Origin of the sequence: Halorussus sp. AFM4, assembly GCF_051194995.1 — an archaeon.
Taxonomy (GTDB): Archaea; Halobacteriota; Halobacteria; order Halobacteriales; family Haladaptataceae; genus Halorussus.
Map to the genome: position 1 here is coordinate 348,584 of NZ_JBNTJT010000003.1, position 20,438 is coordinate 369,021.

23 protein-coding genes and 2 pseudogenes are annotated in these 20,438 nt (G+C 70.4%); 15 read left to right on the forward strand and 10 right to left on the reverse strand.

Features of this window, described 5'->3' with window-relative positions; genetic code table 11:
* The first annotated feature begins 23 nt into the window (after positions 1-23).
* Positions 24-185: a hypothetical protein gene (locus ACQUQF_RS14780; protein ID WP_435179866.1), complete on the forward strand. Its 162-nt coding sequence runs from the start codon at positions 24-26 to the stop codon at positions 183-185.
* A gap of 54 nt (positions 186-239) precedes the next feature.
* On the opposite strand, the gene ACQUQF_RS14785 is transcribed toward ACQUQF_RS14780, so the two are convergent.
* Positions 240-644 carry a PPOX class F420-dependent oxidoreductase gene (locus tag ACQUQF_RS14785; protein WP_435179867.1) on the reverse strand — a complete coding sequence of 135 codons (405 nt, stop codon included), beginning with the start codon at positions 642-644 and terminating at the stop codon, positions 240-242.
* 150 nt (positions 645-794) lie between these two features.
* Here ACQUQF_RS14785 and ACQUQF_RS14790 point away from each other — a divergent pair, with 150 nt between their 5' ends.
* The 3 genes from ACQUQF_RS14790 to ACQUQF_RS14800 all read left to right on the forward strand — a co-directional run bounded on the left by ACQUQF_RS14790 (position 795) and on the right by ACQUQF_RS14800 (position 2,893).
* Positions 795-1,064, forward strand: a complete 270-nt coding sequence (locus ACQUQF_RS14790; RefSeq protein WP_435179868.1) for a MarR family transcriptional regulator — start codon at positions 795-797, stop codon at positions 1,062-1,064.
* A gap of 55 nt (positions 1,065-1,119) precedes the next feature.
* Positions 1,120-1,893, forward strand: coding sequence for an MBL fold metallo-hydrolase (locus ACQUQF_RS14795; RefSeq protein WP_435179869.1), 774 nt, complete (start codon positions 1,120-1,122; stop codon positions 1,891-1,893).
* A gap of 289 nt (positions 1,894-2,182) precedes the next feature.
* Positions 2,183-2,893, forward strand: coding sequence for a YkgJ family cysteine cluster protein (locus ACQUQF_RS14800; protein ID WP_435179870.1), 711 nt, complete (start codon positions 2,183-2,185; stop codon positions 2,891-2,893).
* A gap of 294 nt (positions 2,894-3,187) precedes the next feature.
* Here the strand turns inward: ACQUQF_RS14800 and ACQUQF_RS14805 are convergent, their stop codons facing one another.
* The gene (locus tag ACQUQF_RS14805; protein WP_435179871.1) at positions 3,188-3,601 is read right to left on the reverse strand and encodes a TRAM domain-containing protein; all 414 of its coding nucleotides are present in this window, start codon (positions 3,599-3,601) and stop codon (positions 3,188-3,190) included.
* Between the two features lie 507 nt (positions 3,602-4,108).
* Between ACQUQF_RS14805 and ACQUQF_RS14810 the strand changes: the two are divergent.
* Together ACQUQF_RS14810 and ACQUQF_RS14815 are read left to right on the forward strand one after the other, a co-directional pair.
* A pseudogene (locus ACQUQF_RS14810) lies at positions 4,109-4,324 on the forward strand (EMC3/TMCO1 family protein); the annotation flags it as partial.
* 101 nt (positions 4,325-4,425) lie between these two features.
* A complete protein-coding gene (locus ACQUQF_RS14815; RefSeq protein WP_435179872.1) occupies positions 4,426-4,602 on the forward strand; it encodes a hypothetical protein in 177 nt (58 codons plus the stop codon).
* 40 nt (positions 4,603-4,642) lie between these two features.
* On the opposite strand, the gene ACQUQF_RS14820 is transcribed toward ACQUQF_RS14815, so the two are convergent.
* Positions 4,643-5,374, reverse strand: coding sequence for a hypothetical protein (locus ACQUQF_RS14820; RefSeq protein WP_435179873.1), 732 nt, complete (start codon positions 5,372-5,374; stop codon positions 4,643-4,645).
* 119 nt (positions 5,375-5,493) lie between these two features.
* Complete coding sequence (locus tag ACQUQF_RS14825) at positions 5,494-7,221, reverse strand: radical SAM protein (protein WP_435179874.1); 1,728 nt, start codon at positions 7,219-7,221, stop codon at positions 5,494-5,496.
* Between the two features lie 307 nt (positions 7,222-7,528).
* Here ACQUQF_RS14825 and ACQUQF_RS14830 point away from each other — a divergent pair, with 307 nt between their 5' ends.
* The 3 genes and pseudogenes from ACQUQF_RS14830 to ACQUQF_RS14840 form a co-directional block, all read left to right on the forward strand.
* A complete protein-coding gene (locus ACQUQF_RS14830) occupies positions 7,529-9,112 on the forward strand; it encodes a hypothetical protein (RefSeq protein WP_435179875.1) in 1,584 nt (527 codons plus the stop codon).
* A gap of 139 nt (positions 9,113-9,251) precedes the next feature.
* The gene (locus ACQUQF_RS14835) at positions 9,252-9,410 is read left to right on the forward strand and encodes a DUF7559 family protein (RefSeq protein WP_435179876.1); all 159 of its coding nucleotides are present in this window, start codon (positions 9,252-9,254) and stop codon (positions 9,408-9,410) included.
* Positions 9,407-9,808 (forward strand): annotated as a pseudogene (locus tag ACQUQF_RS14840) (Hsp20 family protein); the annotation flags it as partial. The gene ACQUQF_RS14835 and the pseudogene ACQUQF_RS14840, both read left to right, overlap by 4 nt.
* A gap of 82 nt (positions 9,809-9,890) precedes the next feature.
* Here the strand turns inward: ACQUQF_RS14840 and ACQUQF_RS14845 are convergent.
* From ACQUQF_RS14845 to ACQUQF_RS14865, 5 genes are all read right to left on the reverse strand, one after another.
* A complete protein-coding gene (locus ACQUQF_RS14845) occupies positions 9,891-11,039 on the reverse strand; it encodes an NAD(P)/FAD-dependent oxidoreductase (RefSeq protein WP_435179877.1) in 1,149 nt (382 codons plus the stop codon).
* On the reverse strand, positions 11,036-11,806 hold the full coding sequence (locus tag ACQUQF_RS14850) for a creatininase family protein (protein WP_435179878.1): 771 nt from the start codon (positions 11,804-11,806) through the stop codon (positions 11,036-11,038). The genes ACQUQF_RS14845 and ACQUQF_RS14850 overlap by 4 nt, the downstream gene beginning before the upstream one ends.
* Positions 11,807-11,888: 82 nt before the next feature.
* On the reverse strand, positions 11,889-12,608 hold the full coding sequence (locus ACQUQF_RS14855) for a fumarylacetoacetate hydrolase family protein (RefSeq protein ID WP_435179879.1): 720 nt from the start codon (positions 12,606-12,608) through the stop codon (positions 11,889-11,891).
* Positions 12,609-12,703: 95 nt separating this feature from the next.
* On the reverse strand, positions 12,704-13,486 hold the full coding sequence (locus ACQUQF_RS14860) for a DUF7388 family protein (RefSeq protein ID WP_435179880.1): 783 nt from the start codon (positions 13,484-13,486) through the stop codon (positions 12,704-12,706).
* 404 nt (positions 13,487-13,890) lie between these two features.
* Complete coding sequence (locus ACQUQF_RS14865; protein WP_435179881.1) at positions 13,891-14,247, reverse strand: ester cyclase; 357 nt, start codon at positions 14,245-14,247, stop codon at positions 13,891-13,893.
* A 95-nt stretch (positions 14,248-14,342) separates the two neighbouring features.
* On the opposite strand from ACQUQF_RS14865, the gene ACQUQF_RS14870 reads away from it, so the two are divergent.
* The 5 genes from ACQUQF_RS14870 (at position 14,343) to ACQUQF_RS14890 (ending at position 18,874) form a co-directional block, all read left to right on the forward strand.
* Positions 14,343-15,443 (forward strand): pyridoxal phosphate-dependent aminotransferase, encoded by a 1,101-nt coding sequence (locus ACQUQF_RS14870; RefSeq protein WP_435179882.1) that lies wholly within the window; start codon positions 14,343-14,345, stop codon positions 15,441-15,443.
* Positions 15,444-15,939: 496 nt separating this feature from the next.
* Positions 15,940-16,440, forward strand: a complete 501-nt coding sequence (locus ACQUQF_RS14875) for a DUF7109 family protein (protein ID WP_435179883.1) — start codon at positions 15,940-15,942, stop codon at positions 16,438-16,440.
* A gap of 111 nt (positions 16,441-16,551) precedes the next feature.
* Positions 16,552-17,157, forward strand: coding sequence for an NUDIX hydrolase (locus tag ACQUQF_RS14880; protein WP_435179884.1), 606 nt, complete (start codon positions 16,552-16,554; stop codon positions 17,155-17,157).
* A gap of 92 nt (positions 17,158-17,249) precedes the next feature.
* Positions 17,250-17,771, forward strand: a complete 522-nt coding sequence (locus tag ACQUQF_RS14885) for a CinA family protein (protein WP_435179885.1) — start codon at positions 17,250-17,252, stop codon at positions 17,769-17,771.
* Positions 17,772-18,391: 620 nt separating this feature from the next.
* Positions 18,392-18,874 carry a metal-dependent hydrolase gene (locus tag ACQUQF_RS14890; protein WP_435179886.1) on the forward strand — a complete coding sequence of 161 codons (483 nt, stop codon included), beginning with the start codon at positions 18,392-18,394 and terminating at the stop codon, positions 18,872-18,874.
* Here the strand turns inward: ACQUQF_RS14890 and ACQUQF_RS14895 are convergent.
* Positions 18,871-19,629 (reverse strand): PHP-associated domain-containing protein, encoded by a 759-nt coding sequence (locus tag ACQUQF_RS14895; protein WP_435179887.1) that lies wholly within the window; start codon positions 19,627-19,629, stop codon positions 18,871-18,873. The two genes, ACQUQF_RS14890 and ACQUQF_RS14895, sit on opposite strands and share 4 nt — an antisense overlap.
* Positions 19,630-19,837: 208 nt before the next feature.
* Between ACQUQF_RS14895 and ACQUQF_RS14900 the strand changes: the two genes are divergently transcribed.
* Positions 19,838-20,356, forward strand: coding sequence for a phosphate-starvation-inducible PsiE family protein (locus tag ACQUQF_RS14900; RefSeq protein ID WP_435179888.1), 519 nt, complete (start codon positions 19,838-19,840; stop codon positions 20,354-20,356).
* The last annotated feature ends 82 nt before the right edge of the window (positions 20,357-20,438 follow it).

Sequence of the window (20,438 nt, forward strand, 5' to 3'; positions counted from 1 at the left end):
AGACCGAAGCCGTCCGAGCACCCATGACCACCTGCCCGGGATGCGGCCGCGACCTCGACGCCGAGGAGCTCGTCCGCCACGAGCGCGACCGGTTCGTCGTCGTCCACTGCCCGGACTGCAAGCGCCCGCTGGGTCGGTACAACCGCCACGGCGACGACCCGCGGACCGACGACCGCCGCGGGTGACGGGGCCGGAGCGGACGCCTGGCCGCCGCTGGTCCGGTCGCCGCCGGTCCGGCGCTACTCCCCGCTGGTGGCGACCCGGTCGGGGCGAATCCGGATGACGACCCGCGGACCGGACTCCTCGCCCTTGTTCGGGTACTCCTCGACGTCCATGTAGCGGCGCGCGAGCTCGTCGATGTGCTCGACCGCGCCGTCCTCGGTCACCTCGACGACCTCGCCGCGGACCGAGACGTAGCGGTAGGGGTCGTCGGGGTCCATCACGCAGAGGCCGACCTTCGGGTCGCGCTCGACGTTACGCTCCTTCTGACGGCCGCGCGCGGTGTTGACCAGCAGGCGGCCCTCCTCGCCGCGGTCGATCCAGACCGGGGTCACCTGCGGGGTGCCGTCGCCCATCAGGGTCGCGAAGCTGGCGAACGTCTCGCGCTCGAACAGGTCGCCGAACGGTTCGGGGATCGACTCCATACGCCGACCACGTCCCCGGGCGACGTAACCCTGGTCCCCGCGGCGGAACCCTCACGGTTTAAGGTGTGATAATACATCACTAAGGAGTTTAGATTGTACTGATGCACATATAGCCAAGCTTTACCCGTGCTTCGTGAAGTCACGTTTCATATGAGCACGACCACGGACGAGTCGCCCGTAACCGAGCAGCTCTCAGACGACTTCCGCGAGCGCCTCCGCGAGCTCCCCCCGAGCGCGAAGCTGGTGGCCAAGGTGCTGGAGACCGACGCCCCGCTCTCGCAGGGCCAGCTGGCCGAGGAGTCGCTGCTGCCCGACCGCACGGTCCGGTACGCCCTCAACCGCCTCGAGGACGAGGACCTCGTCGACTCGCGGTACAGCTTCCAGGACGCCCGCAAGCAGGTGTACTTCCTCGCCCGCTGACGCCGGGCCCCGACGAACCGACCGCGTTTTTTGGCCGGCGCGCCACGCCTCGACCATGGAGTACCGACAGGTCTCGGTGCCGACCGGCACGCTCGCGCCGACCGGCGCCACCAACGCCTACGTCCTCGGCCGAGACGACGCGCTGCTCGTCGACCCCGCGGCGCGGACCGACGACCTCGACGCCGCGGTCGAGGCCCGCGACGTCGGCCACGTGCTCGTCACCCACACCCACCCCGACCACGTGGGCGCGGTCGCCCGCTACGAGGACGCCTGCGACGCGACCGTCTGGGCGCGCGCGGGCCGCGAGGCCCGCTTCGAGGACGCGACCGGCGTCGCGCCCGACCGGACCTTCCGCGAGGGGACCGAGATAGCGGGCGCGACGGTCGTCGAGACGCCGGGCCACGCCCCCGACCACGTCGGACTCGTGGTCGGCGAGACGATGGTGACGGGCGACCTCGCCGTCGCGGAGGGGAGCGTGGTCGTCGGCGCGGACGAGGGCGACCTGCGGGCCTACCTGACGTCGCTGCGGCGAGTCCACGCCCGCAACCCCGACCGACTCCTCCCGGGCCACGGGCCGGTCATCGACGACCCACGCGGCACGGTCGAGCGCCTGATCCGCCACCGGCTCGACCGCGAGGCGAGGGTTCTGGCGGCGGTCCGCGACGGCGCCGCGACGCTGGACGAGGTGGTCGACGCGGCCTACGACAAGGACGTCTCGGACGTCCGGGACCTTGCCCGGAGCACGACCGCCGCGCATCTCGAGAAGTTGGACGTGGAGGGGAAAGTCGAGTGGGACGGTCAGCGAGCGCGGCCGGCGGACCCGGCGTAGCGAGCGCTCGGCCGAGCAACCACCACAGCGATCGCTCGACCGACTGACCGCCGCGGGCGGGACTGAAAGGGGCCGGCCGGTCGCGGCCGGAGGCCGTGGTCGCCTCAGCGCGGCTACTATTCGCGGCTCGGGCTGTGCGGAGAGAGCCGCGGATATCCCGCTGAGCGACCGCGACCGGCCGGGGGCTTTCTGACCGTTCTTCGTTCCGGTTCCTTTGGAAATCCCGCCGCATCCATACACCTCCCACTCCGATAAACACCCTTTTCCCCGCGAAGCCGAACCCAAAGGTGTGGAGAGCCTCGAAGCGGAACTGGAGCGCGCCCGCGATCTCGACGTCGCCGACTTGGCGGACGCCATCGAGACAATCGGTTTCGAGTGCACGCGCTGCGGCGCGTGTTGCAAGAGCGCGGAGCCTTGCTCCGCGGACAGTCGAGCGGCCGAGCCGCGAGATAGCGAGGCCGACGACCCCCACACCGCCACCGTCTTCCCCGACGAGGTCCGGGACCTCCAGGCCGCCACGGACTACGATTGGCGAGACGTCGCCCGCCCGATGCCGTACGGGTTGGACGACGCCTCGGACGAGTCCCAGCCCACCGGCGAGACGTTCGAGTGGGCGCTCCAGACCGACGCCTGCGGCGACTGCGTCTTCTACGAGGAGGACGACGAGGGGACCGGGGCCTGCTCGGTCCACGGGGACCGCCCGCTCATCTGCCGGACCTACCCGTTCAGCGTCGCGCTCGGGGGCACGAGCCAGCCGATGGGCGAGGCCGTCGACGAGGAAGGGATGGTCCGGGCCCACGAGTGCGAGGGACTGGGCCGGGACATCTCCCGCGAGGAGGCCGAGGACCTGGCGGCGGCGCTCAAGGAGCGGGCGATCCGGGAGCTGACCGAGGCCATCGCGGTCCGCGACGAGTACGCCCCCGCCGAGCCCGACGAGGGCGTCGTGGTCCACGACTCCGAGGGTGCCAAGCGCCCCGACGGCACGCCGTACGAGGGCTAGGCCCGCGAACAGCGGTCAGCGGGAGCTGAGAGGCACGTTTACTGCAACGAGAAGCGGGGAGAGGGCGGCGAAACACGGGCAGCGTCGCGCAGAGGGCGAGTACGGGAGGGATCGCGGAGAGCGCGCCCGGTTCGAGACCAGACCCCGGTCGCGTCGCCACTGCTCGCTCGACGCGGTGCGCGACCGGAGCGGAACCCGCGTCGGTCGCACGGGAAGCGACGAGACGAGTGAGACGTAGTCAGACCGAATCGGAGGGGCGCGGCGCGGACGCCGCGCCCGGAGCGAGCTGCGGATTCAGAAGTCCTCTTCGATGATCTCGCCGACCGCGAAGTTGGACTTGACCTCCGTGATCTCGACCTTCACGCGCTCGCCGATCTCGGCGTCGGGGACGATGATGACGTAGCCCCGCTCGACGCGGGCGATGCCGTCGCCCTGTTTGCCGATGTCCTCGACCTCGACGTAGCGGATCTCGCCCTCCTCGACGGGGGGTTGCGGTTCCGAGGGCGCGCTGCCGCTCGACGAGTTCGACGACGACTCGGACTTGGTCGAGGAGTCCGAGTCGTCCGAGATGAGCGCGACGCGGTAGGTCTCGCCGGGCTCGACCGACCCGGTCTCGATCTCTCGGCGCGGTACCTCGACGACGTACTTGTCGTCCTCGATAGTCACATCAGCACTGAACAGACACAGCAGTTTGTCAGAGATCTCCAAGGCTATATGCCTCCATGCGGACCCAAGTGGTCAGCGCGTAAAGAGTTTTTCTACACCCGACCTTTTACTGCGACCTTCTGCTTCGGACGGCGCACAGACGCGCCGTCCTTGCAAAACCTCGATGAAAATCCTGCGTCACCCCCTCACTCGGCCCTCACTTCGGTCGGGCCTCGTTCGAGGGTTCCTCGGACCGCTCGCTCCCTGGGTTCGCTCGCGGGAGAGCAACGTAGTACTCCACATCTGATTGTACAGTCTCTACCCTCGTTTTCGGAGGTTGTACTGTCTCTACCTCCGTTTTCGGGTATGGTCCGAATTCCGCAAACCGCGCCCGACGCGTCAACTGGCCGAACATCGATGGTGCCCCGCCGCCGAGGTGTCGGTATGGCTACCGATTCGACCGGCGGGTGGACGGGGTACGACAAGCTCGCCGGACTTGTCGCGCTGGCGCTGATGGCCGGCTACTACGTGACGCCGATACAGCGCGGCGTCGCGGAGACGATGCACGCCATGCTCGGGCCGGCCGCGACCATCCTGCCGTTCTCGGTGCTCGTCCTGCTGCTCGCCGGGACCGCCGGGCTCTCGTCGGCGGTCCTCCGGACCAAGCTCCGGAGCCAGCGGCGGATGGAGCGGCTCCAGGAGCGCATGGCCGACCTGCGCGAGCGCATGGAGTCGGCCCGCGAGCGCGGCGACGAGGACGCCGTCGAGGACCTCCGCGACGAGCAGTTGGACCTCACCGGCGAGTACCTCGCCGCGATGAAGGGCCAGCTCCGGCCCGCGGCCTGGAGCATCTCGTCTCGGTCCCGGCGTTCCTCTGGCTGCGCTGGGTGTTCGTCGCGCCGAGCGCGGCCGTCGCGCCCGCGGCGCTCGCCCTGCCGGTCGTGGGGCAGGTCGCGTGGACCGCGACGCTGGTCGGCCCGCTCAAGGTCTGGCTGGCGTGGTACGTCGGCTGCTCGCTCTCGACCGGGCTGGTCGCGCGGAAGGTCGTCGCGCGACTCGCCTGAGACGGTCGCGTCACCCGCCGAGAACCGGTCCGCGACGCCGCTACTTCTCCCGCCGGTCGCCCGCCACTGGTTCGACCGCCCGCTTCAGTATCACGTCCACGAGCTCCGGGACGACCGTCCAGACGCCGTAGTAGCTGTCGGGCTCGCGCTCCTCGGCGAGCATCGCGGCCTTGGCGGCGTCGTTGCCGGCGCCGTCGAAGACGACCAGCCACGTCCCGGCCAGCGAGTGGCGCTCGCCGTGGACGACGAACCGGTCACCGTCGCCGCCGGGGACGTATCCGGGCTCCTCGAAGACGTGGACCTCGCAGCCCGCCTCGGCCGCGTCGGCGTAGATGCCCCACTGGTCGTCCATCGAGGCGAACCGCTGCTGGCCCGCGGCGTAGAGCCGGCCGGCGCCCGCGCGCCAGGCCAGCGTCTCGATCCGGTTCGACAGCGAGCGGAGCCCGGCCCGGTCGCCGTAGCCCGCGAGGAAGAGCGTGTCGGACGGGCGGAACGGCGAGGCGACCTCGCCGATCGGGTCGTCGCCGCGGCCGGGGTGGACGAGCGCGCCACCCACGAGAACGTCGTCGTGGAGCACCGCGAACTCCTCGGGCTGTTCGTCGGTGAGCGTGGTCCCGACCGTCACGTCGTCGATGTCGAGGTAGCGACCGAGGGTGGCCCCCAGCGCGTCGAGGGCCGCCTCGGCGCAGTCGGTGTTGAACGCCGCGAGCGTGAGTCCGTCGGGGACGGACTCGGGGCCGACGCCGCGCTCGCGGACTGGCGAGTCGGGCATGTGGGAACGTCGCGTAGTTGGGGCGAGCGCTCAAAAAGCGTAGTGGCCTCCGGGCGACAGGTAGCGGCCCCGGCGCGACAGGTGGCGGCGTGACCGCTCGGTCGGCGCCCCCGACCGCGTCAGTCGGCGCCCTCCGGGCGCTCGGCGGTGGCGAACGCGCCGAGGTCCACGCCCAGGTCGGCGTCGAGGTCGGCGGTCGACTCGTAGGGCCGGTTGACCACGATGTTGCCGGCCCGCTGCTTCCCGAGGCCCGGGATCGCGGTGAGCTCGTCCATCGACGCGCTGTTGACGTCCAGCGGGTGGACCACGCCGGTCACCGACCGGTAGCCGTGGTCGACGACCGCGACGTCGACGGTCCGGCCGAGCTCGCGCTCGCCCGGGATCCCCACGAGCAGGGGATAGGTGCCGAGCTGGCGGCCGAACGTCTTGCCGTCCTGGTGGTACTCCAGGTGGACGTCCGGCAGCACCGTGCCCGCCGGCGCGAGCCGCCGGAGCATCGGGTTGTCGACGTTCTCCCGGACGCGTGTCTTGTACTGCTTGAACAGCTTCTTGTGGTCCTTCGCGATGTCGGCGCCGACGTCGCTCATCTCGGTGCCGTCGAACGCCATGACCTGCCGGATGTTGACCCGCCGGAGCATCAGGCCGGCGTCGTACACCCGTTCGAGGAACGCCTCGTTGTGCTCGAACGTCTCGCGGCGCTCGCCCTTCAGCCCGTGGAGCAGGTTGATGCCCGGCAGGAGCTTGGGCAGCCGGTTCGCGGCGTCGTCGCCGTGCGTGGGCGCGTCGGCCGGGTCCTCGCCCGGTCGCCAGCCCGCCTCCTCGTTGACGATCTTCACGGCCTCGAAGCACTCGTCGGCGGTCACGTTGAGGTTGTTCTCCTCCTGGACCACGGGGTCGGCCGACTCCAGGCCGAAGGCGGCGGTGTCGCCGGGCGTGTTGTGCTCGGCGATGACCCGGATGCCCTCGCGGGCCAGGTCGGGCCACTCGACCACCGTGATGGGGTTCATGTTGTCGAGGTGGAGCGTTTCGAGGTCGGGCGCGACCTCCCGGATGCCGCCGTAGAGGTCGCGGAGCGCGTCGGGGTTCGGCTTCTCGCCGTCGCCGCCGTAGGCCAGGATGTCGGCCTGCCGGCCGAGCCGGAAGTGGCGGGCGCCCCGGTCGTAGAGGTCCGCGACCTCGCCGACGACCGACTCGGGGTCGCGGAACGAGGGGTTGCCGTACAGCGGCTCCGTGCAGAACGAGCACCGGTAGGGACAGCCCCGCGAGGTCTCCATCTCGCAGATGAGGTAGTCGGGGTGGTTGGGGTGCTGCTCGATCACGAACGCCCCGTCGGCGGCCCACCGGTCGATCTCCTCGTTGTCGCGCATCCGGTTGTTGAACCCTTCGAGCCCGCTCTCGACGAGGTCGTAGGCCGCCGCCTCGACGTCGCCCTTGGCCACGAAGTCGAAGTCGAGGTCGTCGCGCTCGGTCTCGGTCGCGCCGGCGTTCTCGTCGCCGACGCCGAACTTGACCGGGCCGCCCATCAGGCTCGTCCCGTCGGCGGTCCAGGCCATCTTGCGCACCTCGTCGGGTTCGGCGGGCGTCCCGCCGACGTACTTGCCGGGGACGGTCATCCCGCCGAGGTAGACGAACAGGTCGGCCTCCTCGACGTCGCGCCACTTGCGCGTGTCGTCCCGGAGCTCGTCGATGGTGTGGTAGGTGACGTTGGCCTCGGGGACGCCGGCGTCGACGATCGCTCCCGCGGTGTACCGCGGATAGGTCGAGACGTACGGCGGCACGCCGAAGTGGGCCGGTTCGTCGACGTACCCGTCCACGAGGGTCACGTCGAGGTCCGCGAGGTCGGTCATGGGCCAGGGTAGCCGTTCGACGGGTAAAACGATGCGGATGTCGCAGTCGCGAGTCCCGGGGCGGAGAACCGGGGTAGTCGGCCTGTACTACGGATCGGACTTCCGAGATTTCCCCGGATCTGCTGGAGATACCGCCGCCGACGCTCCGTTGTACGCCGCCTAAACTCACCGTTCACACTGTTCAATCGAGTTCAGACCGGCGCTGAAATCGCGGCGTCGGGAGTCCGAAGTCGGACACCTATATCGCCCAACAGTAAGCGCCGTGGAACAAGGGCCGGTCCGGTCGAACCACCGCCAAGCGATCCGCATGACCGACCGAGACTCCCTCACCGACGGCATCGAGCGGCGCGGCGTGCTGGCGGCGCTGGCGACCGGCATCGGCGGCGTCGGCCTGGCGCGGGCGTCGCTGGCCAGCCGCGCCGGCGCGCCCGCCGACACCGGGGTCGTCGTCGAGCAGGGCGACCGCTGCGTCCCGATAACGCCGCTCTCCGGCGACGAGACCGTCGAAGCGTTCTACGACTACCGGACGCCCTTCACGTCGCCGTCGGGGGCCGCCTACAGCTCCTACGGCACGACCGACCTCCAGCGCCCGGAGACGAGTATCTGCTTCCTCTACGACGGACCGGAGGGGCTGAGCCTGGTCGTCGTCCACGACGAGCTGAACGACGGGACCTCGGGCGGGGCGGTCAGCTTCGACCTGACGTTCGCGCACCCCGACCGCGGGTCGTGGGTGGTCGGCGACGACGACTACGACGCGTCGACCAACTACGACAGCTTCGACCGGACCGCCGACGGGTGGTCGGTCGACTGGACGTGGGCCGATGGCCGGTCCGACGGCGGGGCCTACCGCCCGCTGGGCGAGTCGTTCGCGGTGACCGTCGACCCGGCGTTCAACGAGGCCGCGGCGCTGTACGGCGACCACTACGAGGGCCAGATCACCGACTGGCAGGTGCTCTCCGGGAGCCGCGACTCGCCCCAGCGCGTCTCGCTGGCGCTGGACGAGCCCGTCACGATCCGCGCCGGGACCTGCGGCGGGACGACCACGACAACGACGACCCGGCGCGAGACGACCGAGGAGACCACCGACGAGACGACGACAGAGGAGGAAACCACGACCGAGGAGAGCTCCTCCGGGCCGGTTACGGCCGACCTGATCGTCGTCCCCGGCGGGGTCAACCCCCGCAGCCACGGCCGCCTGCCGGTCGTGGTCCGGTCGACCGACGAGTTCGACGCCACCGCGCTCGAACGGGGCAGCGTCGAACTCCAGCCGGGGAAGGCCAGTCCGGTCAAGCGCATCTCGACCGACAGCGACGGCGACGGCCGCCGGGACCTCAAGCTCCACTTCTGGATGGACGCGACCGGTATCGACTGGGAGACCGACCGGCTCGAACTGACCGGCCGGACGGCGGACGGCCGGGAGGTCATCGCGACCGCGGACCTCCGACTCGTTCCGAACGGCGACGACGAAGACGACAACGCCGACGACGGAGACGAGGACGAGGAGACCGAGGACGAGGAGGACGACGAACGCGAAGGACGCGACGAGGAAGCCGACGATCAGGAGGCCCAGGACGAGCGAGAGGAGCGCGAAGACGACGAGGACGAGAGGGAGGAAAGCGAGGACGGAGGTAACGGAGAGCCCGGCGACGACGAGGAAGCCGACGACGATGACCACGAGTGGCCCGGAGGTGACGATCCGGGCGAACGCGGAGACGGGCACCCCGGACGCGGAAACGGGAAGAAGCGAGGCCGAGGTCGCGGACGAGGCGGGGACGGGGGTCGCGGGAAGGGTAGAGAACGGGGTCGCGGGAAGGGACGCGGACAGCCGCCCGGCGACGGGCGCGGAAAGGGACGCGGAGACGACCGGGGCGGCGGCCGCGGCGACCACTGACGAGCGACCGGACTCCCGGCATTCTGACCAGTCGTATGTCAGCCAGGAGCGACAGTCCCGCGACGCCCGCCCCGCACCGTCGTGACCCGAACTCGCCGAAGCCCTCCCGTTTATGGTCGCTCGGGCGTTAGTTCCGGATATGCCCGCGACGCTCGAAGCGAAGTGTACGAACGACGACTGCGAGATGGACATGTTCGAGATGCACTACACCTACGACATGCCCGACGACGTCGGCATCTCGGACTTCCAGTGCCCGTACTGCGCCCGGACCGACACGCTCCGGGAAATCGAGCTATGACCCTCCGGGACATCGGTCGGTCGGTCGGGAGCGCGGTCCTCCAGCGCGTCGGGCGAGCCGCCGGCAAGGTCCAAGAGTCCAAGCCCCTGCCCGTGGACCTGCTGGAGAGCGACGACGCCTACCTCGTGGTGTTCGACGCGCCCGGCGCCACGGGCAGCGACGTCCAGGTCCGGTACGCCGACGGGGCCGTCCACGTCCGCATCGACCGCTTCCGGGACTACTACGAGGGCTTCGAGATGCTGTTCCCGGGCCGGGGCCTCTCGCTCGACGGCCGGGCCGACCTCCCCGCCGACGCCGTGGTCGACGCCAACGCGGCGTCGGCGACCCTGACCGAGCACGGCACGCTCCGGGTCCGCGTGCCCAAGCAGGAGCAGTCGACCGAGGACGCCCCGTCCGAGTCGGTCGAGGCGTAGGCCGACACTCCTTCTCGCCGCGATCCCCGCGCCCGATGCCGGTTCGGTCGCCGCTACTCGAACGCCGCTACTCGATCGCCATCCCCTCGACGACGTCGAACTCCTCGTCGCCCTCGAAGCGGGTCGGGTCGAACTCGGGCAGCGGGTTGTCGCCCAGCACCGCCTCGGCGGCCGCCTCGCCGAGCGCCGGCGAACGCATGAACCCGTGGCCCTGCCACCCGGCCGCGACGTGGAGCCCGTCGCGGAGCTCGCCGAGCAGGGGGTCGCGGTCGGGCGTCGCCACGCAGAGGCCGGCCCACGACTCGCGGACCGCGCCGAACTCGCCGAGCCGGCGGGCGAGGCGGTCGCGGGTCACCGCGCGGAACTCCCGGTCGGCGTCGCGCTTCCAGTCGTCGGGGTCGCTCTCGACCTCCTCGGTGCCGTCGCCCGCCAGCAGCCCCGCCGGGTGGGGCCGGAGGTAGTAGCCGCCGGTGGCGTCGTAGCACATCGGCAGGTCGGCCCGCTTCCGGTCGGCCAGGCCGGCGGTGAGCGCCTGGACCCGGTAGGGCTTCAGCGGGACGGGGACGCCGGCCATCGCCAGCAGGCGCTTGGTGTGGGCGCCGGCGGCCACGAGGATCGCGTCGAAGGGCTCGCCCTCCCGGCCGTCGGCGGGGGCTCCCCCGTCCTCGCCGTCGGCGCGCTCGACCGCGACGTCGTCGGCGTCGATGCGGACCTCGACGCCGGTCCGGAGCTCGGCGCCCGCCTCGCGGGCCTTCTCGGCGAGCAGGTCGGCGTAGCTGCCGGGGTCGGTGCGGCCGGCGTTCTCCGCGACCGCCGCCACGCCCACGTCGTCCCAGTCGATCGCGGGGAACCGCTCGCGGAGGTCGGCCGGGTCGGCGAACGAGACGTCCCGGCCCCGCTCGGCCATCCGGGGCACCTGCTCGCGGACGAGGTCGGCGCGCTTCTCGTCGCCCTCGCGGGCGAACCAGACGTACGGGGTCTCGCGGAACTCGAAGTCCCCCTCGCCCGAGAACTGGCGGAACCGCTCCATCGCCCGGGCGCCGACCCGGGCGTCCTCGGGCGCGGCGAAGGCGTCGTAGAGGATGCCGGCCGCCCGGCCGGTGCTCGCGCCGCCGATCTCGCCCTTCTCGTAGAGGACGACCTCGGCGTCCCGGCGCGCGAGGTCGTACGCCGCGGTGACGCCGACCGCGCCGCCGCCGATCACGGCGACTCTCATTTGTGCCCCTTCGGCCAGAGGTCCTCGACGTCCCGCTCGGCCAGCCAGTCGACCAGCGCCGCGAGGTCGTCGCTCGCGTGGTCCAGCAGTGTCTCGCCGACCGCCCGCGACCCCTCGGTGGGCTCGCCGACCGCGCCGCTCTCGCTGAAGTCGATCGTGTCGAAGCCGACCGGCGCGCCCCGGACCGACGTGCCCCAGGAGTCGGCGCCGTGCTCCTCGGCCGCTTCGAGGGCCGCCTCGCGGACGAGGTCGCCAGCGACCGCGAGCATCACGCTCGTCTCGACCGCGTCGGCGTGACCCAGCGAGGTGTCGAGCTCCTCGTCGATGAGCGCGTCGAGGTTCGCCCACCAGTTCCACGGCGTCGCGAAGGCGACTTCGTCGTCCCGCAACCCGCGGGCGGCCCGCCGGAGCGCGTCCGAGTTACCGCCGTGACCGTTGACGACGACCGCCTTCCGGACGCCGTGCTCGGCGAGGCTCGCGACGACGTCGGCGACGTACGCCTCGAAGGTCCCGGGGTCGGTCCAGAGCGTCCCGTCGAACTGGCGGTGGTGGGCGCTCACGCCGACCGGAATCGGCGGCAGGAGGACCGCGTCGTCCCGGTCGGCCGCCGTCTCGGCCACTGCGCGGGCCGCCAGGAGGTCGGTCCCGAGCGGGAGCGCGGGGCCGTGCTGCTCGACGCTGCCGGTCGGCAGCACCGCGACCTCGGCCCCGGCGAGCGCGTCGGCCGCCGTGGTCGTGGTGTGTTCGTGGAGGTACGTGCGACTCATGGCCGAGGGATTGACGACCGGGCACTTAGAGGTGTGCCCGGCGGAAACCGAGGCGGGGAATCGGGAGAAACCGGCCGGGGGCTTACTCCGGCGCGACGACTTGGTTGCGCAGCGTGCCGACGCCCTCGTAGGTGATCTCGACCTCGTCGCCGGGTTCGACCAGGCCCGGGTTGGCCGGGCTGCCGAACGCCACCACGTCGCCCGGCCGGAGGGTGAACCGCTCGGAGAGGTACGAGACGATCTCGTACGGGTCGAACAGCATCAGCTCGGTGTTGGCCTCCTGGCGGCGCTCGCCGCCGACGTCGGTGTGCATGTCGATACCGGTCGGGTCGACGTCGGTCTCGATCCAGGGGCCGAGCGGGCCCGACCCGTCGAACGCCTTGCGGGCGGTCCGGCCCTGCTGGTCGAGCGCGTCGACGTCGTTCATGACGGTGTACCCGCGGACGACCTCCGGCACTTCCTCGGGCGTCACGTCGCGGCAGCGCTCGTCGATGACCGCGGCGAGTTCGCCCGCGTAGGTGAGTTCGTCGGTGAACGGCGGGTACCGGATCGGCCGCTCGTGGGCCAGCAGCGACGTCGGCGGCTTGATGAAGAAGTCCGGTTCCTCGGGGCGCTCGTACTCCATCTGGTCGAGCGTCTCGGCGTAGTTGCGGCCGACGCAGTACAGCGCCGAGGGGTCGCACGGCGGGAGGAGTCGCCCGTCGCGGCCGACCTCGTAAGTGCCGTCGGCGGCGCGGACGACGCCGTCGTCGTACTCGCCCTCCACGGGGCCGCCCGGCGTCAGCAGACGTGCGAGTCGCATGGCTCGGCGTTCGTAGGCGGACGGGAAAGGCGTACCGACCTCGGTCGGACGGGACCCGAGTGTCGGACGGGTCCGGAGTTACTGCTCCGGGCGCGCTACGCGAGGAACTCCTCGACGCCGCGGGCGGGGTAGCCGACCACGAGGTCGACGCCCGCGTCCTTCAGCGCCGCGACGCGCTCGCCGACGACGGTGGGCGTGCCGACCAGCGCGTAGTCGCGGACCGCGGCCGACAGCACCTCGCGCGCCCGGCCGGTCGCGGTCCGGTCGGTGGCAGCGCCCTCGGGCAATGCCTTCGCGACGGGACCGCGGCGGGCGGCGTAGCCCCCGACGGCGTCGAGCACCTCGTCCTCGTCGTCGGTGAGGACGGTCGGCGCGTACACCGCGAGTTCGCCGTCGAAGCCGGCGGCCCGGAGCGCTCGCACGTCGCGCTCGGTGGTCCGCGAGAGGAGCTCGAACTGCGTGGCGCCCGTCGCGAGCGCCAGGCGTTCGACGCCCTCGGTGCCGACCCACGCGGTGGGGTCGCGCTCGACCGCCGACCGGAGCCGGGGCGCGACCGCCCGGCGGCGCTCCTCGTCGGTGAGGTAGGCGGGGTGGCCGGCGACCGCGACCCGCCGGACGTCCTCGGGGATCGTCTCGTAGCGGGCGTCGTCGCCGAGGGGGTCGAACCCGTCGGCCCTGACGGGCGTGGTCAGGCGGACCTCCTTCTGCCGGGCGAGGTCCGCCAACGTCGCCTCTTCCGGGAAGTGTTCGCGGCCCTCGTAGTCGATGGCGACCGTCTCGAAGGGGAGTTCGACCGCGCGCGACACGTCGCACTCGGCGGGCTTGAGCGCGGCGGCGTCCAGTCCAGTCTCTGTGATAGTCTTGCCAGTCGTCAGCACTCGCGAACACCTCCAGTAATAGTCACTCGTGATACTCGTCTACTGCTCGTGCGGAACGCGATCCATCGTCTCTGCGACCATGTGACCAGTCGTACCCGCGGGAGGGTCAAAAGGGTATCGGCGCGCACGAATTCTTACCGGGTCGAGGGATTCGCGCTCGACAGGCTCTCCAGACCGGCGCGCGCCGGCAGACCCCTCGTGGGTCTGTCGATGTGCGCGAGGGACGAGTAGCGCAGGCCGGAGCGAAGCGGAGGCCGAGCAACGCAGTCGGTTGGGGAGGCGCGAGGCCGTCGCGGTGCGGGGCGGTTGCGGTAACTGAGGTGACGGCAGTAGCTAGCTCTCATCGGCCCTTCCTCTTCCAGTGACGGCAGAGGGAGGCCACCGACAAGAACAGCTTACCCCGCTCAGACCTCGTCGCGGTCGGTGTAGGTCCACCGCTCGGTGATCCGCCCGTCGTCGTCGAACCGGTGGAAGTCCGCGAAGCCGAACGACACCTCCTCGTCGCCCTGGGTGCCCGAGAACGTCCCGCGGACCGCGACCGTGTCGCCGTCGACCACGACGTCGTGGACCTCGTGGCTGCCGTCCTCTAGCGGCCGGTCCTCCAGGTAGAACTCCCGGAACTCCGCCATCCCCGAGAGGTCGGCCTGGCCGGGGCGCTCGTAGGTCACGTCGTCGGCGAACAGCGAGAACACGGCCTCGTAGTCCTCGGCGTCGACGTACTCGTAGTAGTCTCGGACCGCGTCGGGATTCGCGTCTGCCATGTGGGACCCATCGCGGTCGGGTGCGTTGTTTCTTTTGACACCGGACGGCCGGGACCGAACGAAAGAAAGACCTTCGCCGGGGCCGAGGCTCCGCTATGGACTACGAGACGCCGCTGTTCTTCCACGTGATGCAGTACGCCGAGCGGGCCGACCGCGACGTGGTGGACATGGTGAGCGGGAACCCCGACTGGGGGTCGCCCGAGGCGCTGGCCGAGGGGCTCCACGAGTACGCCGACCTGGGCGGGGCGGACTTCCAGTACCCGCCGAGCGAGGGGCTCCTCGAGCTCCGCGAGGAGATCGCCGAGCGCCGGAACGTCGACCCCGGCCAGATCATCGTGACCAACGGCGGCGGCGAGGCCAACTACCTCGCGATGGCCCGGGCGCTGGAGCTGGAACGCGGGTCGGAGTTCGTGCTCACGGACCCGGTCTACCCCTACTACCCGGGCAAGACGACGATGCTCGACGCGGAAGCGCGGTACGTCACCACCGCCGACGACGGGTCGCTCGACCCCGTGGACGTGCGGGAGGTCGCGAGCGAGGACACCGCCGGCATCGTAGTGAACACGCCGAACAACCCCACCGGTGCGGTGTACGACGAGGCGACGATGCGCGAGCTCGTGTCCATCGCCGAGGAGCACGACGCGCTGCTGGTCAGCGACGAGGTGTACGACCACTTCGACTTCTCGGGCGACTTCACCTCGGCGCTGTCGTTCGATTCCGACCACCGCGTGGTCACGAACTCCTACTCGAAGACGTTCGCCATCACGGGGTTCCGGGTGGGGTACGCGGTGTTCCCCGAGTCGCTGGTCGACGTGGCCAAGACCCGCCACATGCTGACCAACGTCGCCACCACCCGGCCCGGCCAGTACGCGGTGCTCCACGCGCTCCGCGACACCGACCCGGCCTACTACGAGGCCAACCGCGAACTCCTCAGAGAGCGGGTCGCGACGTTCACCGACGCGCTCGACGCGGCGGGCGCCGAGTACTCGTCGCCCGACGGCGCGTTCTACGTGATGGCCCGGTTCCCGGACTTCCCGGGCACGCTGGAGAACGTCGAGCGACTGGTCGACGAGGCGGGCGTCGCGGGGATGCCCGGCGAGGCGTTCGGCGAGTCGCTCGACGACTGGCTCCGGTTCGCGCTGGTGAGCCCGAGAGTCGAAGAGGCCGCCGAGCGACTGGCGGCGTACTTCGGGTAGGCGCGGCTGTCGAGAGTCCGTCACTGGGCGCAGCCGTCTCCGGTTAGTCGGACTGGCGGTCCCCGGACACGCCGGGGTTCCGGGCGACCGCGCGAGGCGTCCGGTCGGGGTTCGTCCCGGCATCCTATTTGAGCGTTTGCGAGAGTTAGGTGTACAATGCCGCGCTGGCCGGCCTGCAGGTCCACCGTCTGGGTGGATGAAAGGGGCCGGCCGCTCGCGTTCACTTGGTTGTCTCAGCGACCACTATCCGAGGCGAGCGTAGCGAGCCGAGGATATGTCGGTGAGTCGTTCGAAAATCGGAGATTTTCGCGATTCCGAGAGAGCGTCGCTCTCTCGGACGACGACCGCGAGCGGCCGGGGGCTTTCTGCTTTTTTACGCCTGGTCACAGAGTCCCAATCACGTTCGCTTGTCACGGATTGGGCCTCACCGAACCGGAATCACCCCACTTCGCTTCCCGAACAACTAAGCCCCCGCGAGAACCCCTCCCGGTAACGAATGGCCGACACGAAGGACGAGCTCGCCGGGGTCGTCGACCTCTTCGGCGGACTCACCCACGACGAACTCGAACAGGCCCTGGTCGAGCTGGCGTTCAAGAAGGGCAAGAGCGTCGAGCGCGAGGCGTTCGCGGCCGAGATCGAACGCGCGGTCGAGAGCTACTACCTGGTCGAGACCGCGACGGAGGCCGAAGGCGACCCGGACGCGGACGACGGCGAAGCGGGCGAATCCGTCCTCGTCGCCGGCCCCGCCGCCTTCCCGACCGTCCCGGAGAACGGCGAGGACCTCCCGCACATCATGGACGTGCCCGACAGGGACATCGACCGCGAGGGGCTCGGCGAGTCGGTCGCCGACCGCCTCCGCGAGGAGGCCCGGACCGTCGCGGCCGCCGGCGACCCCGACCGCGCCCAGGAGCTGCTCGACGTGAGCTACGACCTCGAAGCGTGGGCGCCGGTCGAGACCGACGACGTGCGCGAGACCCTCGACCGCGCCTTCGAGTGAGTCGACACGGCCCGCGAGCGAGCCGCGGATCGGGGGCCACGACCGCAGGACCACCCGCGGGCGCCGAGGCGAGGACGAGCGAATTAAGGCGCCGGGGTACGACGTAGGCGTATGGAACTGGGTCGCGTGGCCGACTACGACCCGCGGGACATCCCCGACGAGGACCACGACGCCGCGGTGCTGGCCCCGGTGGTCCGGCGCGACGGCGAGGACCACCTCCTGTTCACCAAGCGGGCCGACCACCTCGGCGAGCACGCCGGCCAGATGAGCTTCCCCGGCGGCGGCCGCGAGCCGAGCGACGCCGACCTGGAGGCGACCGCGCTCCGGGAGGCCGAGGAGGAGATCGGCCTGCGGCCCGAGGAAGCCGACGTGATCGGGCGGCTCGACGACATCCGGACCACGAGCCGGTACGCGGTCACCCCCTACGTCGCCACCGTCCCCGACCGGGAGTACGTCCCCGACGAGCGCGAGGTCGCCGAGATCGCGGTGCTGTCGGTCGACGACATGATCGACCCCGACAACTACGAGAACGAGCGGCGCGAGCACCCCCAGTACGGCGAGGCGATCGTCCACTTCTTCCGCGTCGACGGCTACACGGTGTGGGGCGCGACGGCCCGCATCGTGGTCCAACTGCTGGAGCTGACGACCGACTGGCGCGCGCCCGAGACCATCGACAGGGTGCTCGACCCCGACGCCGACGTCCGGCAGGGGAACTGAGCCCCGACGGAGAACGCGGCCGGGGCGGCGCTGCGGCCGGTCCTCGCGCGGCGTCCCCTACCTTCATTCGACTCCGCCCCGTCACCCCGGACATGGACGACTACGCCGAGGACCCGCCGGTCGAGGAACGCATCGGAGACGCCCTCCGCAGCGCCGACCAGACCGTCGCGGTCGCCGAGTCCTGCACGGGCGGCCTGCTCGGGTCGCTGCTGACCGACGTGCCGGGGTCGAGCGACTACTTCGACCGCGGGCTGGTGACCTACTCCTACGACGCCAAGCTCCGCGAACTCGGAGTCGCCCGCGAGGCACTGGACGAGCAGGGCGCGGTCAGCGAACCCGTCGCGCGCCAGATGGCCCGCGGGGTCCGTGACGCCGCCGGGACGACCTGGGGCGCGGCCACGACCGGCATCGCGGGCCCGACCGGCGGGAGCGACGAGAAGCCGGTGGGGACGGTGTTCGTCGGGGTCGCCTACGCCGGCGACTGGGGGACCCAGGAGTCGTACTCGGTGGTCTCGCGCTACGAGTTCGACGGCGACAGGACGGAGATCAAAGAGCAGATCGCCCGGCAGGCGTTGCGGGACCTGCTGGACGAGGTGGAGTCGACCGGCGAGTAGGGGGACTTGCTGTGACTGATACGCAGACCCGAAACTGTTTGTAGGTTCGGATGACAGATGGCGTATGGGAGCGATCGCAACAGCCGTGACCGTCGGCATGTTCGTCGGTGCAGGCTACCTCTACCTGCGCTCGTACTGGATCGAGGACCCCTGGCTCAACAGCGAGGCGTTCCGATAACTAGCGTGGAGAACGTCTGTTTTAGAGGCAACTGGAATGATTTCCGTTGAGACGAAGTAGTGAGGATAGACTCGGAACTCCAAGACATCGGTAATTTGTCGCCGAAAGCCCCCGGCCGCTCGCGGTCGCTGACCGACATATCCGCCGCTCCCTCCGTTCGCTCCGGATAGTGGTCGGTCAGGCGACCACGGTGAACGCGAGCGACCGGCCCCTTTCAGTCCACCCGAACGAAGTAAGTGGCACCGAGCGTATCTGCGTGGACCGGGGCACCGGGTGATGTGTGATGGTTGTACCCCGATACTAGTCCTTGCTCGGACGTATCGAGTGCGGCCGAACGACCCCTGACCATCCTCGACTCGCAAAACCGCAAGACGGGCGTCAGACGACAGACAGAAAGCCTTGAGTCCTCGCCGGGAGAGGGTCGGACCGTGACCCGAGCACCATGAACAAGGAGGGACACGTCCTGAACGCGGTCCTGTTGAGCATCGGCCTGGGGTACGTCCTCCACCCCGCGGGCGACGTGCCGACGTTCCGGGCCATCGCCGAGATCTCCGTGCCGGTCGTCCTGGGGGCGCTGTTCCCCGACGTCGACACCGCCTTCGGCAAGCACCGCAAGACGCTGCACAACCTGCCCGTGCTGGCGCTGTTCTACCTCTACCCCGTCTACTTCGACAACCTCCACTTCGTCTGGGTCGGCGTGGCGACCCACTACGCGCTGGACCTGCTGGGGAGCAAGCGCGGCATCGCGCTGTTCTACCCCTACGAGAAGGAGTACAGCCTGCCCTTTGGCGTGCCGGTCTCCAGCAAGTGGGCCACCCCGGTCACGGTCGCGGTCTCGGCGCTGGAGGTCGCGCTGATCGCCGGCGTCGTCTACCTCGACCTGCCGGTCCAGGACCTCACCCGGACCGTGGCCGGCCTCGTCTAGTAGACGCCGTCGAACCGGTCCTCGTAGGCGATGTGGTCGGGGTGGGTCGGCTCCATCCCCGAGAGGAACAGCCGGTCGATCTTCTCGTAGGAGTTCTCCCACCCGAGGTGGGCGAACTCCGCGGCGCAGCGGAGTTCGTGGCGCCAGCCCGAGCGCCGGACGACCCTGCGCGTCGCGCCGTCCCTGAGCGCCGCGACGAGGTCGTCCTCGGTGGCGAGCGACCGGTCGAACTCGGTCCAGGCCTCGCCGATCGACATCCGACGGTGGGCGTACGAGGAGGTGAACGCCGGCAGGCCGTACTCCGAGGAGAGCTTGCGGGCCCGCTCGTTGTGGTGGGGCCAGTGCTTGGGGTTGTACGTCTCGACCGCGTCGATGCGGTCGCGGTGGGCCGCGAGGTCCGAGGCCGACAGCGAGACGTTGAGGAACTCCGGGTGCGGGACGAGCACCGCGGCGCCCTGGCGGTCGAGCTCGGCCATCGCGTCGTCGAGCGGGATGAAGTCCGGCACCGGCTCGTCGAGCCCCAGCGCCAGGACGTGCTTGCGAGTCCGCCAGTCGCCCGTGAACACCTCCCGCGCCGGGACGACCAGCAAATCGTCGTCGGAGAAGCGGTCGGCCTCCCGGTGCACGTCCGGCAGTCGCGTGAAGTGGGGCGCGTAGACGAGCGCGTCCAGGCCCCGGGCCTTCGCTCGCTCGACTACCCGCTCGTCCAGCACCTTCACGTGGAGATCGACGCGGAACGACTCGCCCTCGATCACGTCCGAACCTTGCCACACCCCGCTGTTAACCGTTCTGATTCTATCAACCATCGGGAGGGAACTGTCACGGACGTCCACGACGATCGGCCCGTCCAGCGTGTGTCGTCGAAACCAGTTGTCGGGAGACCAGACGTCCGGTCCCGACGCGACGAGAGCGTCCCCGGTGCCAGTACGGTCTTTGGCCGTCACCTCCAACCGTCGGCAGAGAATGAGCGAGGACGCGGACGACGCGAACGCGGACGGGCGGGTCCCGGACGTGGAGGTGTCGTGGTCGCGGTTCACCGAGACGTACGTCGTCGTGCTGGAGCGGTTCATCCGCGGCGTGGAGGTGGCGACCGCGACCGTGTTCGCCGCGCTCTTCGCCATCGGCGTCGCCGACCTGCTGCTCCAGATCGTGCAGTCGGCGCGGACCGGCAGGATCACCGACCCGCTGGTCGTCATCGGCTTCATCGACACCGGCCTGCTCCTGCTGATCATCGTCGAGGTGTACCAGACGGTGCTGGCGTACGTCCAGGAGAGCGAGACCCGCAGCATCGTCCGGCTCATCATCTACACCGGCGTCATCGCGATGGTCCGGAAGGCGATCATCTTCCGGACCGGGGAGTACCAGACGACCCAAGACGCGCTCTTCGCCGCCGTCGCCTACACGATCATCATCTTCGGGCTGGTCGCGCTGCTTCTCACCGAACGGGTGTACGGCGAGACCCGTCTCATCGAGTCGGAGTGACGTAGCTCCTCGAATCGGAGTGACGCGGGGTCGAACTGTCCGGTCGCCCGAAAGCCCCGGAGTATAACCCGCCGCGTGCCCT

Coding starts and splice junctions, on each gene's coding strand:
- ACQUQF_RS14850 (WP_435179878.1), bottom strand. CDS start 11,806: ATGAGTCGCACGTACCTCCACGAACACACCACGACCACGGCGGCCGAC.
- ACQUQF_RS14885 (WP_435179885.1), top strand. CDS start 17,250: ATGGACGACTACGCCGAGGACCCGCCGGTCGAGGAACGCATCGGAGAC.
- ACQUQF_RS14795 (WP_435179869.1), top strand. CDS start 1,120: ATGGAGTACCGACAGGTCTCGGTGCCGACCGGCACGCTCGCGCCGACC.
- ACQUQF_RS14875 (WP_435179883.1), top strand. CDS start 15,940: ATGGCCGACACGAAGGACGAGCTCGCCGGGGTCGTCGACCTCTTCGGC.
- ACQUQF_RS14780 (WP_435179866.1), top strand. CDS start 24: ATGACCACCTGCCCGGGATGCGGCCGCGACCTCGACGCCGAGGAGCTC.
- ACQUQF_RS14830 (WP_435179875.1), top strand. CDS start 7,529: ATGACCGACCGAGACTCCCTCACCGACGGCATCGAGCGGCGCGGCGTG.
- ACQUQF_RS14790 (WP_435179868.1), top strand. CDS start 795: ATGAGCACGACCACGGACGAGTCGCCCGTAACCGAGCAGCTCTCAGAC.
- ACQUQF_RS14825 (WP_435179874.1), bottom strand. CDS start 7,221: ATGACCGACCTCGCGGACCTCGACGTGACCCTCGTGGACGGGTACGTC.
- ACQUQF_RS14870 (WP_435179882.1), top strand. CDS start 14,343: ATGGACTACGAGACGCCGCTGTTCTTCCACGTGATGCAGTACGCCGAG.
- ACQUQF_RS14855 (WP_435179879.1), bottom strand. CDS start 12,608: ATGCGACTCGCACGTCTGCTGACGCCGGGCGGCCCCGTGGAGGGCGAG.
- ACQUQF_RS14785 (WP_435179867.1), bottom strand. CDS start 644: ATGGAGTCGATCCCCGAACCGTTCGGCGACCTGTTCGAGCGCGAGACG.
- ACQUQF_RS14900 (WP_435179888.1), top strand. CDS start 19,838: ATGAGCGAGGACGCGGACGACGCGAACGCGGACGGGCGGGTCCCGGAC.
- ACQUQF_RS14820 (WP_435179873.1), bottom strand. CDS start 5,374: ATGCCCGACTCGCCAGTCCGCGAGCGCGGCGTCGGCCCCGAGTCCGTC.
- ACQUQF_RS14890 (WP_435179886.1), top strand. CDS start 18,392: ATGAACAAGGAGGGACACGTCCTGAACGCGGTCCTGTTGAGCATCGGC.
- ACQUQF_RS14865 (WP_435179881.1), bottom strand. CDS start 14,247: ATGGCAGACGCGAATCCCGACGCGGTCCGAGACTACTACGAGTACGTC.
- ACQUQF_RS14835 (WP_435179876.1), top strand. CDS start 9,252: ATGCCCGCGACGCTCGAAGCGAAGTGTACGAACGACGACTGCGAGATG.
- ACQUQF_RS14880 (WP_435179884.1), top strand. CDS start 16,552: ATGGAACTGGGTCGCGTGGCCGACTACGACCCGCGGGACATCCCCGAC.
- ACQUQF_RS14845 (WP_435179877.1), bottom strand. CDS start 11,039: ATGAGAGTCGCCGTGATCGGCGGCGGCGCGGTCGGCGTCACCGCGGCG.